Genomic DNA, 14,019 nt, shown 5'->3' on the forward strand with positions numbered 1-14,019 from the left:
ATGAGAAAAATTATTCTTACTTTATTGGTTAGTTTAACTCTTTTCAGTTACGCATTTGCTTTGCATACTGATAAATGGAATGAACTAAAGAGCGACCATTTCATTATTTATTATAAGCATGCCCCGGAGAGTTTTATAAAAGAGATTTCTGATAAGTCAGAAAGATTTTATAATGAAATTGCAAATGAGCTTGGTTTTAACCGTTTTGATTTCTGGCTTTGGGATAACCGTGCTAAGATTTATATTTATGATGACGCGGCAGACTATCAAAAAACAACAGGGCAGCCTAAATGGTCGGGTGGTGCTGCTATCCCGAAGGAGAAGACAATCTATTCTTTCCTGTACGCGCAAGGCTTTTCAGAAACAGTGTTACCTCATGAAATGGGGCATATAATATTCAGGGAGTTTGTTGGTTTTGACAATTACGCGATACCTATCTGGCTTGATGAGGGGGTTGCCAGCCATCAGCAGAAGGAAAAATTTTCAATGGCTGATAGAGTAACAAAAGAAGCTATAGAAAATAATTCTTTTATGGATCTTAGGGAATTAACGGGGTTTAACCCCCAGTTGAGCCGGGAGAACAATAAGATTGGAACTTTTTATCTTGAAGCATTTAGTGTCGTAAGCTTTTTGATTAATGAATTTGGCAGGGACAAATTTGTTCTGTTCTGCCAGAATTTAAGAGACAAAAAGAATTTTAACATAGCTTTATCTTCAAGCTATCCTTTTGAAGATATAAAACAGTTAAACGAAGCTTGGGTTAAATATCTAAGGGGAAAATGAAAAAACATTACCATTTTATCGGCATCGGCGGGATCGGCATGAGCGGGATTGCGCAGTTATTCTTAAAGAATGGCGTTAAGGTTAGCGGTTCTGATTTAAAAGAGAGCCATTCTACAAATGAACTTAAAGCTAAGGGAGCTGAGATTTTTATCGGGCATGATGCGCAAAATATAAATGGCGCAAGCTTGGTAATCTATTCTTCAGCAATAAAAGACAACAATCCGGAGATTATCTTAGCGAAAAAACAAGGCATCCCTTTAATAAAAAGGGCAGAGGCTTTGGCCCAGCTGATGAGCGAAAAGTCTGTTGTCGCGGTTTCCGGCAGCCATGGCAAGACTACGACTACATCTTTAATCTCTTATCTATTAATAGAAGCCGGATTAAACCCCACGGTTGCCGTAGGAGGAATCCTTAGAAATATCGGGACAAACGCATTTTTTGGCAATGGCAAATTTTTTGTCGCAGAAGCTGATGAATCGGATGGTTCGTTTTTATATTATCGGCCGAAATATTCAATTGTAACCAATATCGACCGCGAACACCTTGATTATTACACTGATTTTGAGAGTGAATTAAAGGCCTTTAGGAAATTTATAGACCAAACAGATAAAACAGGATGTGTATTCTATTGCAAAGATGATGATAATTTAAACAATCTGCTAAAGGGCTACAAACATAAAAAAATTTCATTTGGTTTAAAAGAGAATGCTGAGGTTTATGCGAAGAGCATTATTTTTGAAGGCTTAAGCTCGGAGTTTGACTGTTTTCATAAGGAAAAGTTTGTAGGTAAATTTTCCCTTTCTTTGGGAGGACGCCACAATATTTCTAATGCCCTTTCAGTCATTGCATTGGGTTTAGAGTTAGGATTGGATTTAAAGTTTATCAAGAAGGCATTGAAAGATTATAAAGGCTCCGGCCGCAGAGCGGAAATCAAATATAAAGATAATGATTACCTTGTTATAGACGATTACGCGCATCATCCTACAGAAATAAAAGCAACGCTTTCGGCATTAAAAAACCTGCAGAAAAATAGAGTTATCACGGTATTCCAGCCGCATCGTTACAGCAGGACAAAGTTGTTATTGGAAGAGTTTAAAAAGGCTTTTGATATGGCTGATTATTTAATCCTTACGGATATTTACGCAGCGAGCGAAGAGCCGATTGAAGGGGTTACCGGTGAGATCTTAGCGGAGTTGATAAAGAAGAATTTAAATGGTAAGACCGTTTGTTTCTTGCCAAAGAATAAAATAGTTGAACATATCTTAAGCATAATAAAGCCCGGAGACCTGGTGGCTACATTAGGGGCAGGGGACATTACTAAATTAAGCGATGAATTGGCCCAGAAAATTAAAAGCTAAAATTTGCATTGCTGAACCTCTTAAAGACAAGACTACCTTTAAAATTGGCGGGCTTGCGCAATTTTTTGTAAGCCCAAAAGATTTAAACGATTTAAAGCTGTTGGTTTCTATCTCAAAGAAAGAAAAAATCCCGGTCCATGTAATTGGCTCGGGAAGCAATCTATTGGTCAGCGACGGATTAATAAAATCAATTGTTATTAAGTTAGACAGCCCTTTTTTTAAGAAAATTCATTTTTCCGGGAATCATGTTGAATTAGGAAGCGGCGTATTATTGAATCAGGCAATCTTAGCGTCACTTAATAAAGGTTTGTCCGGGTTTGAATTCTTTACAGGAATACCCGGGACTTTAGGAGGGGCCTTGGCTATGAATGCCGGGGCATGGGGGAAAAATATTGGAGATTTAGTGGAAAATGTCCGCGTAATGGATTATAATGGAAAGATAAGGCTGTTAAAAAAAGAAAATATTATATTTGGTTATCGTTCGTCAAGCCTGGCAGAGTATATTATTTTGGATTCTTTGATTAAGCTTTCAAAAACAACTAAAAAAGAAATTAGCAGGAAGCTTTTGGAATTCCGCAGGCAGCGTAGCATAACGCAGGATGCCTCCCGTCCAAATGCCGGATGTATTTTCAGAAATCCTGCTAATGATTCAGCCGGCAGATTAATAGATGCGTGCGGATTAAAGGGCAGGATGGTTGGTGGGGCATGTGTTTCAAAGAAGCACGCCAATTTTATTTTAAATCAGAAGAATGCCACGGCAAATGATGTTTTAGGGTTAATGGAAATAATCAATTCACGCGTAAAAAGAAAATTTAATATAAACTTAAAACCAGAGATAAAAATATGGAGATAAAAGAAATTAAAGATTCAAAACAATTCGGACGAATCGGCGTTTTGATGGGTGGGGCTTCCAGCGAAAGAGAGATTTCACTTAAATCAGGAAAAGCCGTATTCGAAGCTTTAAAGCAAGCTGGCTTTGATGCAATTTCTATCGATATAAAATCAGATGACCATAATGAAAATGCTATCCTATTAAAATATCTTAAGCTTGATTGTGCTTTTTTGGCTTTGCATGGTCGCTTCGGAGAGGATGGTCAGATTCAGCATATCCTTGATAAAATTAAATTGCGTTATACCGGTTCAGGAGCGTTGGCGAGTAAAATAGCCATGGACAAAGTTTCTTCTCATGAAGTATTTCGCAGAGCTTCTTTATTGGCTCCAGATTATTGCGTACTGGAAAAGAAATCCTGGCAGCTAAACTTAAATAAGTGCAAGAAATTAGGTTTACCATTAGTGATAAAGCCCGCAGCCCAGGGTTCCAGTATTGGTTTATCAATTATTGATGATTGGGATGATTTAAATAAGGCTTTGGAAATAGCTTTTCAATTTGATGAGAGAGTAATTGCAGAAGAGTACATAAAGGGGAGAGAATTAACTGTAGGAATATTGGGAGAGTCTGCATTGCCGGTTATTGAAATCATTCCTAAGAACAAGTTTTTTGATTTTGAAGCTAAGTATCAGGTAGGTTTGACGGAATACAAGATTCCGGCTGAATTAGAGCCTGATGTAGCCGGTAAAGTAAAAACAGCGGCGCTTCGTGCGCATAAACTTCTGGGTTGTTTTGGATGCTCTAGGGTTGACCTGATGTTAAACTCTGAAAATATTCCTTTTGTGTTGGAGGTTAATACTATCCCCGGGATGACAGCGACAAGCCTTTTACCGAAAGCCGCGAAAATAACCGGATTGGAATTCAATGAATTATGTTTTGAGCTGATTAAACTGGCATATGAGAAAAAATAAAAACAAATCTTCGCAGGGGACTGGTTTTAAGAAAGCCCGAGCCATGGCTTTAAAAGTTCTTGGGGCGGCGTTATTAATTCTTCTTGCTTTATCTTTTATAATAGGATATATTTGGAAGTCATTTATTGTTTCCGATTATTTTAAAATTAAAGATATTGTTACGCGAGATGCTGATACCACGATGGACCTTTCTTATTTAAAAGGAAAGAATATTTTTGATATAGATATTTCTTACCATGCGCAGCATATCCTGAGGTCTTGTCCAAGCTGCAGCGATGTAAAATTAATCCGGGTTTTTCCTAATCGTTTATTTGTAGATTTTCAGAGGAGAAGGCCTCTGGCAATCGTAAAATTAAACAAAGATTTTGTGATTGATGAAAACGGAGTTATTTTTTATTCGCTAAATCAGCAATCTTCTAATGAAGACCTGCCTCAACTATTCGGGCTTGAAAAAAAGCTTTCTGCTTCTATGGTTGGTAAACGCAGCAGTGTAAGAGAGCTTTGGCTGGCTTTAAATATCATTAAAGAGATGAGCAGGAATAATGTTTTAAAAGATTATAAAATCAAAAAGATTGATGTTTCAAACCCGGCTAACACTTCAATCTTTATCAGGCTTTCGCCTAAGATCCCAGATTATCCTGATGTAAAAGTTGTCCTTGTTAATGATATCCTTGAGGTTAAAATCGGAGCAGATAATATTAAAGATAAACTGGTTATCCTCGCAGGGGTATTTCTTGAGGGAAAACAGGATTTAGCCGGTATGAGTTATGTAGATTTAAGATTCAAGAAACCGGTAATTAAATTAAATAATGATAAATAATAATTATATTTGTGCACTGGACATTGGCTCAAGCAAGATTGCCGCAAGCGTCGCCTTGTTCAATAAAAAGCGCCTGACAAATGTATTCTTTGATTACGCACCGATTAGAGGCGTGAAGGAAGGCGCTATTGTTGATGCTATAGAACTTGTCGGAGTAATCACCAAGTTATTAAAGAGCCTTAAAGCAAAATCAGGGATAAATATAAAATCTTTATATGCGAATATTTCCGGGCTCGATATTGATACAAAACATAGCCGGGCAATCATTCCTCTTGTTGAGCGCGGGAATAAAGTTATAACGGTTTCGGATATCCAAAGAGTAATTGAGCAGGCGAGAATCTTGGGCTCTAACCTTGAGGAAGAGATAATCCATGAAGTTCCCTCCGGTTACACGATAGATTCAAAGAGCAATATTGCAAATCCCCTCGGTTTATACAGCCATAAACTGGAAGTTGATCTTTATCTTGTTTACGGGAAACTTTCTTCCATCCAGAGTTTGAGCCGGGTCATTTCGCAGTCAGGCTATGATATGAAAGATTTATTCTTCTCGGGGCTTGCAACAAGCAAAGTTGTTTTTAATGAAGGCCTTAAGGAAGGAACGCATATTTTTTGCGATATAGGTTCCGATATTACCGAAATTTTAATATTTAATGACGGTGTTCTCCGGGATATGGAGATTTTGAATATCGGAGGCGATTATTTTACAAAACAAATTTCCGACGTGTTAAAGATCCCGGTTGAGTTGGCGGAAGAGATAAAAAGATCATATGGAGTAATTGGAGATGCGGAGCGTATAGGGGAAGAGAAAGAGATTCTTGTAAAAAAGAGCAATCTTTATAAGCCTATTAAACAAAAACTTGTTTCGCAAATAATTACATCTTCTGCGCAGCTTATTTGTTCAAGCATAAAAGAATCCATAGAAAAAAGGATTCCCGCTTTTGAAGTCAGGGATTTTACTGTGGTAGGCCGAACTATTCTTTTGGAAGGTTTCATTGAAACCATGGAGACAATTCTTTCTATGCCTGTTAAGATGGGCAGGGTTAGTAATTCGGAGATTGCGCCTTTTGTCCAGGAAAATGATTCTTTATCTGGGCAAAAATACTTAACTTATCTTACTTGTTTGGGTATGATTTGCAAATCCCTCGAAAAAGGCCCTTTAGGAGTCTTACCTATTCAACAGCCAGCCAAAAACCTCTTTGTAAAAACCTTAAACAGGTTCAAAGAGGCTTACCAGGAGTATTTCTAATTAAAATTTGCGTTACTAGTTTTTTGTCATTCCCGCGAATGCGGGAATCTACGCTATATAGTGGATCCCTGCTTCCGCAGGGATGACAGTGTTACAATCTAGCTCCAAGTAAACGGTCTTTGCCTATTATTTTAACACTATCCATTGACCCATAGGTTTTATCGTGTATAATACTATTCCTGAAGTATGGTTAAAGATAATTTAAAGAAGATTAGAGAACGTATTTTTTCGGTTTGCGCTAAAATTAAGCGTAATCCCGAAACGATAACCATAGTTGCTGTTTCTAAGGGTAGAACTCTTGAGCAAATCAAGGAAGCCATTGCCGCAGGCCTATATAATATAGGAGAGAATAGGGTTCAGGAAGCGCTAACCAAATCCAACGAACAGCGAGCCAAATGGCATATGGTTGGCCATCTTCAGACCAATAAGGTTAAAGAAGCTGTAAAGATCTTTGATTTGATTCATTCGGTGGATAGCTTGCGTCTGGCAGAGGAAATTGATAAACAGGCAAAAGCATTAGATAAGATTCAGGACATACTAATTGAAGTAAAAACTTCTCCTGAAGCAACGAAATTTGGTTTTAATCCGGATGAAGTTTCCGGAGCGGTTAAACAAATTTCTGCTTTAATGAATGTGCGGGTATTAGGTTTGATGACTATAGCTCCCGCAGTTGATAACCCAGAAGAAGCCCGTCCTTATTTCCGTCAATTGCGGGAATTAAGGGATTCAATTAATTCTTTGCAGCTTGAAACTTGCAGTTTGAAACTTCTTTCTATGGGGATGACTGATGATTTTGAGGTTGCGATAGAAGAAGGCTCTGATATGGTGCGATTAGGAAAAGCGATATTTGAAGGTTAAAGAAAGATGAAAACAAAAATTGGAATTATTGGTTTTGGGAATATGGGTTCTGCGATTGCCCAACAACTAAAGAATGATTATGAGATTCAGTGTTTTGATAAAGATTTTAACAAGACCAAGGATTTACTGGGGATAAAAGTATCTCAAAGCGTAAAAGATCTTGTAAATGGAGTTAATGTAATAATTATTGCGGTAAAGCCACAGGATTTTAGCGGGATCTTAGAAGAAATAAAGAAATTTATTTCATTAGACAAATTAATTATTTCTATCGCCGCAGGGATAAGCACTTCTTATATTGGGGAATATCTTGGTATGGCAAGGGTAATCAGGGTAATGCCGAATATGCCAGCTAAAATTGGCTCTGGAATGACTTGTTTGTCAAAAGGTAGCTTTGCTACGCAGGAAGATATTGATTTTGCTGAGAATTTATTTGATTATTTGGGCGAGACTCTCCAAATAGGCGAGGAGTTGATGAATGCTGCAACCGCTGTATCGGGAAGCGGGCCTGGGTTTCTTTGTGATTTAATTGACGGAAAGACTTTGGAAGAAATGAAAGATTTTGCCGAAAATAGTTTTGTACCTAGCCTAACCGCTTCTGCTATTAGTCTTGGTTTTACTCCTGAGCAAGCTAAAATATTAGCTAGCGTAACTAGTGAAGGAACGATTAAAATTATCGAAGATACACATGCCTCTCCTAAGGAAATTGAAAAACAAGTTACATCGAAAAATGGAACTACAGAAGCAGGGTTAAAAGAATTAAAACACGATTTTAAAAACTTAGACGCAGCAGCCAAAGCTGCAGCTAAACGTGCTGAAGAGCTATCCAAAGGGTAGTTTAATTTTGATACTTTTCACTTGAAATTTGAAACCTGAAACTTGAAACAAGCATTTCTAAGGAGACTATTATGGGAAAAATAGGAATTATCGGTGGAAGTGGCCTTTATAAGATTGAAGGCGTAAAAAACGTTAAAGAAGTTGCCGTTACAACTCCTTATGGCAAGCCGTCCGATAAATTTATTACAGGTAGCCTTGAAGGTAAAGATGTTGTGTTTTTGCCGCGCCATGGCGTAGGGCATAAATTGTCTCCCAGCGAAATAAATTACCGTGCCAATATTTTTGGGATGAAGAAGCTGGGTGTTGAAAGGATTATTTCAGTTACAGCCTGCGGGAGTTTAAGAGAGGATTTTAAGCCGTTAGATTTTGTTATCCCTGATCAATTTGTGGATCGCACAAATCAGGCGCGTCCCATGACTTTTTTTGAGAAAGGAATTGTAGCTCACATCGCCTTTGCAGAACCAACTTGTATTGAGACAGCGGCAATTGTAAATAAGGCTGCAGTTAATTTAGAATTTAATGTGCATTTGGGAGCAACATATCTTAACATGGAAGGCCCCGCATTTTCCACGCGTGCAGAATCAAATCTGTATAGAAAATGGGGTATGGATATTATTGGTATGACAAATATGTGTGAGGCAAAACTTGCAAGAGAAGCGGAAATCTGTTATGTTACTTTGGCTGCAATTACAGACTATGACTGTTGGTATAAATGTGAAGAAACTGTTACTTTAGATATGATTATCGCTAATCTTTTGAAAAACGTAGATAATTCCAAGAAAATAATCAAGAGAATTGTTAAAGATATGCCTGAAGAAAGGACTTGTCCGTGTTGCAGTGCATTAAAAGATGCAATTTGTACGGATAGAAAGCTTATTCCGGAGAAAGTAAAAAAGGATTTAAGAATTATTATTGGGAAGTATGTGAGATAAAAATGGACTACAAAGATACTTTAAATTTACCTAAAACTGATTTTCCGATGAAAGCGGATCTTCCTAAACGCGAGCCGCTTTTATTAAAGGAATGGTACGATCAGGATCTTTATAGAAAGATTATCGATAAGTCTACAGGCAAGCCAAAATACGTTTTGCATGATGGGCCGCCTTATGCAAATGGCGACATCCATATTGGGCATGCTTTAAATAAAACTCTGAAAGATATTATCATAAAATATAAAACAATGCAGGGGTTTGATTCTCCATATGTTCCGGGATGGGATTGCCACGGGCTTCCTATTGAACATCAGCTATTTAAAGAACTAAAAATCAGCAAATATCAGATTTCACAGGTTGAATTTAGAAAGAAAGCCTATGATTATGCCTTGAAATATGTCGCAAATCAAAAAGAGCAATTTAAGCGTTTAGGTGTTTTCGGCGATTGGGAGAATCCCTATTTGACTTTAAGCCGTGATTATGAAGAGGCGATAGTTACTTCTTTTAATGAATTGTTTAAGAAGGGCTACATTAAGCGTGGGCTTAAGCCTGTTAACTGGTGCTTTAAGTGTGAAACTGCGCTTGCTGAAGCAGAGGTGGAATATGAAAATCATACCTCGCCATCTATATTTGTAAAATTCAAATTAGAGGAATCAAAAGATTTTTCCTCTGATAGCTACTTGCTTATCTGGACGACTACGCCTTGGACGCTGATTGCTAATGTTGCGGTAGCAGTGCATCCTGATTTCATGTATTCTTATATTAAGACAGATAAGGGAAATTTAATTGTTGCAAGCGAGCTTTTAAGTAATGTGCTGGGAAAAGCAGGAATTGAAAATTACGAATTAATAAAAGAATTATTAGGAAAAGACTTGGAAGGTTTATCTTATCAACATCCTTTTGGATTAAGAAAAGGAAAAGTAGTTTTAGCTCCTTATGTCTCAAGAGAAGAGGGAAGCGGGTTGGTGCATACGGCTCCGGGACACGGCGCAGAGGATTATCTTACAGGCATAAAATATAAGTTGGAAATTGTAATGCCGGTTGACTCGCGCGGTAAATTTGATCAAAGCGCTGGAGAGTTCGCAGGCCTGAATGTTTATGATGCTAATAAATTAATTTTAGAAAAATTACTTAGTTTAAATGCACTTCTTTGGTCGGGCTCTATTCAGCATTCCTATCCTCATTGCTGGCGCTGCAAGAATCCGATTATATTCCGTGCCACAAAACAGTGGTTCTTGATAATTGACCACAATGATTTAAGGAAAAAACTTACCCAGGCAATAGACAAAGATGTGACTTGGATACCATCTGCTGGTCGAGAAAGAATTTCTGCGATGGTGGGCTTAAGGCCGGATTGGTGTTTGTCACGCCAGCGCTATTGGGGGGTGCCTGTCCCGGCATTGGTTTGTGAAGAATGCAAAGAAGAATTTTTTGATGCAAGCGTAATAGAGAAGTTTGCAAAATTCTGCCAGGCAGAGGGCTCTGATTCCTGGTTTATAAAAGATGTTAAAGAATTTCTTCCGCAGGATTTAGTTTGCCCGGTTTGTAAAAAAGGAAAAACTTTTTCTAAGGGCGCGGATATTTTGGATGTTTGGTTTGATTCGGGAGTCAGCAGCCAGGCAGTATTAAAAAAGAGGCCTGAATTAGGAGGAAGCCCTGCCGCATTATACCTTGAAGGCTCTGATCAGCATAGAGGATGGTTCCAGTCTTCATTAATTCCTTCAATGTGCATTGATAACCACCCGCCGTTTAAAAATGTATTAACTCATGGTTTTGTGGTAGACGGAATGGGTAGGAAAATGTCAAAGTCTTTGGGCAATGTAATTTCTCCTTTTGATATCATCAAAGATTATGGAGCAGATATCTTGAGGATTTGGGTAGCTTCAAGCGATTATAATGAGGATATCCGTATCTCTAAAGAAATACTCACCCGGCTTTCAGAAGCTTATAGAAAAATCAGGAATACCGCGAAATTTATCTTAAGTAACCTTTATGATTTTAATCCTGAGGTTGATAAAGTAAAATTAGAAGAATTAAGAAAAATAGACAAATGGATATTATTTGGTGCAGAGCGTTTGGTTTTAGAGAAAGTAAACAAGGCTTATGATAATTTTGAGTTTTATAAGGCATTTCAGGCAATATATGAATTCTGCAATATAGAATTATCCACTTTTTACTTGGATATGGTTAAGGGAAGGCTTTATACGTATGCTGCTAAATCCATTGAAAGAAGGGCTTCCCAAACTGCTATGCATGAAGTGCTTAATGTTTTGGTTAGGGTTATGGCTCCGATCTTAGTCTTTACTGCGGATGAAATCTGGAAGAGCATGCCTAAAGAGGAAAAATTAAAAATAATTTCTAGCGTCCATCTTTTGGATTGGCCGTTTGGAAAATCAGAGAGCAGCTTATATGGCAAGGGAAAAGATGCTTTTGAAGAATTAACTCCGATTATTTCATTGGTTTCCGATGTTACCGAGAAATTAGAAGAGAAACGTTCTCAGGGCTTAATCGGAAGTTCTTTTGATGCAAGAATAATTCTGTTGACAAAAGACCAAAACCGTTATAAATATTTATACGGCTTAAAAGATGACTTATTGGAGATTTTTAAGGTTTCCGAAGTGGTAGTTGAGAAAAAAGAAGAGTTGGAAGCCTCTTTAATAGGTAAATCATTCCCAGATGTCGGAATTGTTGTAGAAAAAGCTCTTGGAGAAAAATGTGCCCGCTGCTGGAATTACAAAGATTCAGTAGGTAAGCTTAAAGAGCATCCTTTGATTTGCGAGAGTTGCTTTAAGGCTTTAGCGAGAGGAGTATAAATTGAGAAAGAAATTCAATAAGAAAGAACTTGCGGAGTTTAAGAAGCTGATTATAAAAAGGAAAGAAGAGGCATTGGATGATATCCAACATATATCCGATGACACTTTAAAAAAATCGCAGAAAGAAGCATCCGGAGATATATCCGGATATACATATCATATGGCTGATGTTGCTACAGATTCTTATGATAGAGAGTTTTCTCTCGGGATAGCTTCAAACGAAAGAAAAATGATTTACGAGCTTGACGATGCTTTAAAAAGAATTGAAGATGGTACATTCGGGATTTGTGAAGACTGCAAGTCTGCGATTGCCAAAACAAGGCTAAAAGCAGTCATTACTGCCCGCCTTTGCGTTAAGTGTAAGGAAAAAAGGGAGAAAAAGTAATTTTTTCTTTCCGATGATTCAAATCATCGTAATATCCGTCCTTTTTTTAGACCAACTCACAAAATTTCTTGTTGTTAAAAATCTTGCCTTGGGTAGTTCTATCCCCATAATCAACGGGATTTTCCATCTAAGCCTTGTCCATAATAAGGGAGCCGCCTTTGGAATCTTAAAGAATCAGGTTCCGTTTTTAATCGCCACTTCTTTATTTACCATTATTTTATTTTATTTCGCCTTAAAGGATAATAAGCATAAAATATTTTACTGTGTATCTTTAAGCCTTGTTTTGGCGGGTGCTCTTGGTAATCTCATTGACAGGGTGCGTGTCGGATATGTCATAGATTTCCTTGATTTTCGCATCTGGCCTGTATTTAATATCGCTGACAGCGCGATAACTATCGGAGCTGTAATGTTGGGGTGGTCTATATTAACGGAGAAAGAAAAGTAGTTCCAAGTTTCAAGTTGCAAGTTTCAGGTTTCAAGCATTTAATCTTGAACCTTGAAACTTGAAACTTGAATCTTGAAACGGAGTTTAGTATGTTTCCAGAAATTTGTACAATAGGCCCGTTTACTTTATATTCTTTCGGCTTGATGCTTGTGCTTGCTTTTTTAGTAAGTGCATCTTTGGCAAGCATTGAGGCAAAAAGAGAGAAGATCGACCCGGATGTAATATTCAATGTTTGTTTTGTAGGGTTTATTTTCGGAGTTTTGGGAAGCCGCATTTTCTATGTAATTGCTAATTTCAAGTTTTATCTAAATAATCCCCTTGAAATATTTATGCTTAACCATGGCGGGATGGCCTGGTTTGGCGGTTTAATTTTAGGTTCATTTGCCTCGGTTATCTACATAAAGAAGAAAAAACTTTCTTTGCTTAAAATTTTAGATTTGATTGCTCCGTTTATTGCGCTTGCTCAGGCTATCGGCAGGATAGGGTGCTTATTAAATGGCTGTTGTTATGGCAAGGTAGGCTTTGGCTTTGGAATTTATTTTAAAGTACACGACGCAGTCCTTATCCCTACTCAGCTATATTCTTCTCTGGCGTTGCTTCTAATTTATTTTATCCTAAGGTTTCTGCAGAATAAACCACACAAGACAGGGTTAATATTCTTTGTATACCTTTTATTATATTCTGTAAAACGGTTCTCTATTGAATTCTTGCGTGATGATAACGCAAGAATTATTTCTGGGCTTACGTTGTTTCAATTATTAAGCATTGCGGTTTTTTGCATTGCGATTGCAGGGATTATAATAAAATGGAAGAATACTCGATAAAAGTTTTACCGGAAGATTCAATAAGAAGGCTTGATTTATTTATTGCTGATTTTTCCCAGAAGAATAAGCTTGGGTTTTCGCGGGAGGCTATCAAGAAACTGATTTCCGGGGGAGCTGTTAGCTTGAATGGTTCCAATCAATTAAAGCCTCACCATAAGATTAAAGACGGGGATTTAATTAAGATTACTATTGTTGATAAGAAAGAATCTTCGTTGGATGGGGAAAACATACCCCTTGATATAATTTATGAAGATGAAGATTTGGCGATAATAAATAAACAATGCGGGCTTGTAGTGCATCCTGCACCGGGTAATTACGAACATACTATGGTTAATGCACTTTTACATCATTTTAAGAATCTATCAAGCGTTGATATTAAGCGCCCCGGAATTGTGCATAGGCTTGATAAAGATACTTCCGGATTAATTGTGATTGCCAAGAATAATAACGCGCATTTAGCTTTAGTGTCTCAATTTGCCGAACACAGTATTAAGCGTAAATATGTTGCACTAGTAAAAGGGAAAATGGAGTTTGATGAAGGCGTAATTGAACTTCCCATCGGAAGGCATCCTTTTAAGCGAAAAAGCATGGCTGTTGTTTTTAGGGATGATGCAAGAGAGGCAAAAACATTTTATAGGACTATTAAGCGAAGCGAGGTTTTTAGCCTTTTAGAGTTAGAGCCGTTTACCGGCAGGACCCATCAATTAAGAGTGCATCTTTCTCATCTGGGACACCCGATTTTAGGGGATACAAAATACGGAAAAAATAATAAGTTTGAACGGCTTGCTCTTCACGCAAGATATTTAGGATTTATCCATCCTTCTACAGGAAAATTTGTAGAATTTTCAACTGCAATACCAGAAGAATTCAATAAGATCTCCAAAGACTTAACTCCCAAAAATAAATCTTGATTTTTACGTA

At 37.5% G+C, this 14,019-nt stretch carries 14 protein-coding genes; all 14 read left to right on the top strand.

Features of this window, described 5'->3' with window-relative positions:
- The 14 genes from PHO70_04300 (at window position 1) to PHO70_04365 (ending at window position 14,009) form a co-directional block, all read left to right on the top strand.
- Window positions 1–783 carry a peptidase MA family metallohydrolase gene (locus PHO70_04300; GenBank protein ID MDD5432192.1) on the top strand — a complete coding sequence of 261 codons (783 nt, stop codon included), beginning with the start codon at window positions 1–3 and terminating at the stop codon, window positions 781–783.
- Complete coding sequence (gene murC / locus PHO70_04305) at window positions 780–2,141, top strand: UDP-N-acetylmuramate--L-alanine ligase (GenBank protein MDD5432193.1); 1,362 nt, start codon at window positions 780–782, stop codon at window positions 2,139–2,141. The genes PHO70_04300 and murC overlap by 4 nt, the downstream gene beginning before the upstream one ends.
- Window positions 2,113–2,994 carry a UDP-N-acetylmuramate dehydrogenase gene (gene murB / locus PHO70_04310; GenBank protein MDD5432194.1) on the top strand — a complete coding sequence of 294 codons (882 nt, stop codon included), beginning with the start codon at window positions 2,113–2,115 and terminating at the stop codon, window positions 2,992–2,994. The genes murC and murB overlap by 29 nt, the downstream gene beginning before the upstream one ends.
- Window positions 2,985–3,941 (top strand): D-alanine--D-alanine ligase, encoded by a 957-nt coding sequence (locus PHO70_04315; GenBank protein MDD5432195.1) that lies wholly within the window; start codon window positions 2,985–2,987, stop codon window positions 3,939–3,941. The genes murB and PHO70_04315 overlap by 10 nt, the downstream gene beginning before the upstream one ends.
- A complete protein-coding gene (locus tag PHO70_04320) occupies window positions 3,928–4,761 on the top strand; it encodes a cell division protein FtsQ/DivIB (GenBank protein ID MDD5432196.1) in 834 nt (277 codons plus the stop codon). The genes PHO70_04315 and PHO70_04320 overlap by 14 nt, the downstream gene beginning before the upstream one ends.
- Window positions 4,751–6,007, top strand: a complete 1,257-nt coding sequence (gene ftsA / locus PHO70_04325; protein MDD5432197.1) for a cell division protein FtsA — start codon at window positions 4,751–4,753, stop codon at window positions 6,005–6,007. Before PHO70_04320 ends, ftsA begins: the two co-directional genes overlap by 11 nt.
- Before the next feature lie 186 nt (window positions 6,008–6,193).
- Window positions 6,194–6,865, top strand: coding sequence for a YggS family pyridoxal phosphate-dependent enzyme (locus tag PHO70_04330; protein MDD5432198.1), 672 nt, complete (start codon window positions 6,194–6,196; stop codon window positions 6,863–6,865).
- Between the two features lie 6 nt (window positions 6,866–6,871).
- Window positions 6,872–7,699, top strand: a complete 828-nt coding sequence (locus tag PHO70_04335; GenBank protein ID MDD5432199.1) for a pyrroline-5-carboxylate reductase — start codon at window positions 6,872–6,874, stop codon at window positions 7,697–7,699.
- Window positions 7,700–7,767: 68 nt separating this feature from the next.
- Window positions 7,768–8,631 (top strand): S-methyl-5'-thioadenosine phosphorylase, encoded by an 864-nt coding sequence (gene mtnP / locus PHO70_04340; protein MDD5432200.1) that lies wholly within the window; start codon window positions 7,768–7,770, stop codon window positions 8,629–8,631.
- 2 nt (window positions 8,632–8,633) lie between these two features.
- A complete protein-coding gene (gene ileS, locus PHO70_04345) occupies window positions 8,634–11,444 on the top strand; it encodes an isoleucine--tRNA ligase (GenBank protein ID MDD5432201.1) in 2,811 nt (936 codons plus the stop codon).
- Window position 11,445: 1 nt separating this feature from the next.
- The gene (locus PHO70_04350) at window positions 11,446–11,829 is read left to right on the top strand and encodes a TraR/DksA family transcriptional regulator (GenBank protein MDD5432202.1); all 384 of its coding nucleotides are present in this window, start codon (window positions 11,446–11,448) and stop codon (window positions 11,827–11,829) included.
- 13 nt (window positions 11,830–11,842) lie between these two features.
- Window positions 11,843–12,274, top strand: a complete 432-nt coding sequence (gene lspA / locus PHO70_04355; GenBank protein ID MDD5432203.1) for a signal peptidase II — start codon at window positions 11,843–11,845, stop codon at window positions 12,272–12,274.
- An 89-nt stretch (window positions 12,275–12,363) separates the two neighbouring features.
- Window positions 12,364–13,098, top strand: a complete 735-nt coding sequence (gene lgt / locus PHO70_04360) for a prolipoprotein diacylglyceryl transferase (GenBank protein MDD5432204.1) — start codon at window positions 12,364–12,366, stop codon at window positions 13,096–13,098.
- Window positions 13,080–14,009: an RluA family pseudouridine synthase gene (locus tag PHO70_04365; GenBank protein ID MDD5432205.1), complete on the top strand. Its 930-nt coding sequence runs from the start codon at window positions 13,080–13,082 to the stop codon at window positions 14,007–14,009. Before lgt ends, PHO70_04365 begins: the two co-directional genes overlap by 19 nt.
- The last annotated feature ends 10 nt before the right edge of the window (window positions 14,010–14,019 follow it).

The sequence above is a fragment of the Candidatus Omnitrophota bacterium genome (genome assembly GCA_028715415.1).
Taxonomy (GTDB): domain Bacteria; phylum Omnitrophota; class Gorgyraeia; order Gygaellales; family Profunditerraquicolaceae; genus JAQURX01.

Bases quoted from the DNA above. Each gene is read 5' to 3' on its own strand.
- PHO70_04320 (MDD5432196.1), top strand. From the start codon at position 3,928: ATGAGAAAAAATAAAAACAAATCTTCGCAGGGGACTGGTTTTAAGAAA.
- ileS (MDD5432201.1), top strand. From the start codon at position 8,634: ATGGACTACAAAGATACTTTAAATTTACCTAAAACTGATTTTCCGATG.
- lspA (MDD5432203.1), top strand. From the start codon at position 11,843: ATGATTCAAATCATCGTAATATCCGTCCTTTTTTTAGACCAACTCACA.
- lgt (MDD5432204.1), top strand. From the start codon at position 12,364: ATGTTTCCAGAAATTTGTACAATAGGCCCGTTTACTTTATATTCTTTC.
- PHO70_04365 (MDD5432205.1), top strand. From the start codon at position 13,080: ATGGAAGAATACTCGATAAAAGTTTTACCGGAAGATTCAATAAGAAGG.
- PHO70_04330 (MDD5432198.1), top strand. From the start codon at position 6,194: ATGGTTAAAGATAATTTAAAGAAGATTAGAGAACGTATTTTTTCGGTT.
- ftsA (MDD5432197.1), top strand. From the start codon at position 4,751: ATGATAAATAATAATTATATTTGTGCACTGGACATTGGCTCAAGCAAG.
- murC (MDD5432193.1), top strand. From the start codon at position 780: ATGAAAAAACATTACCATTTTATCGGCATCGGCGGGATCGGCATGAGC.
- murB (MDD5432194.1), top strand. From the start codon at position 2,113: ATGAATTGGCCCAGAAAATTAAAAGCTAAAATTTGCATTGCTGAACCT.
- PHO70_04335 (MDD5432199.1), top strand. From the start codon at position 6,872: ATGAAAACAAAAATTGGAATTATTGGTTTTGGGAATATGGGTTCTGCG.
- PHO70_04300 (MDD5432192.1), top strand. From the start codon at position 1: ATGAGAAAAATTATTCTTACTTTATTGGTTAGTTTAACTCTTTTCAGT.
- PHO70_04315 (MDD5432195.1), top strand. From the start codon at position 2,985: ATGGAGATAAAAGAAATTAAAGATTCAAAACAATTCGGACGAATCGGC.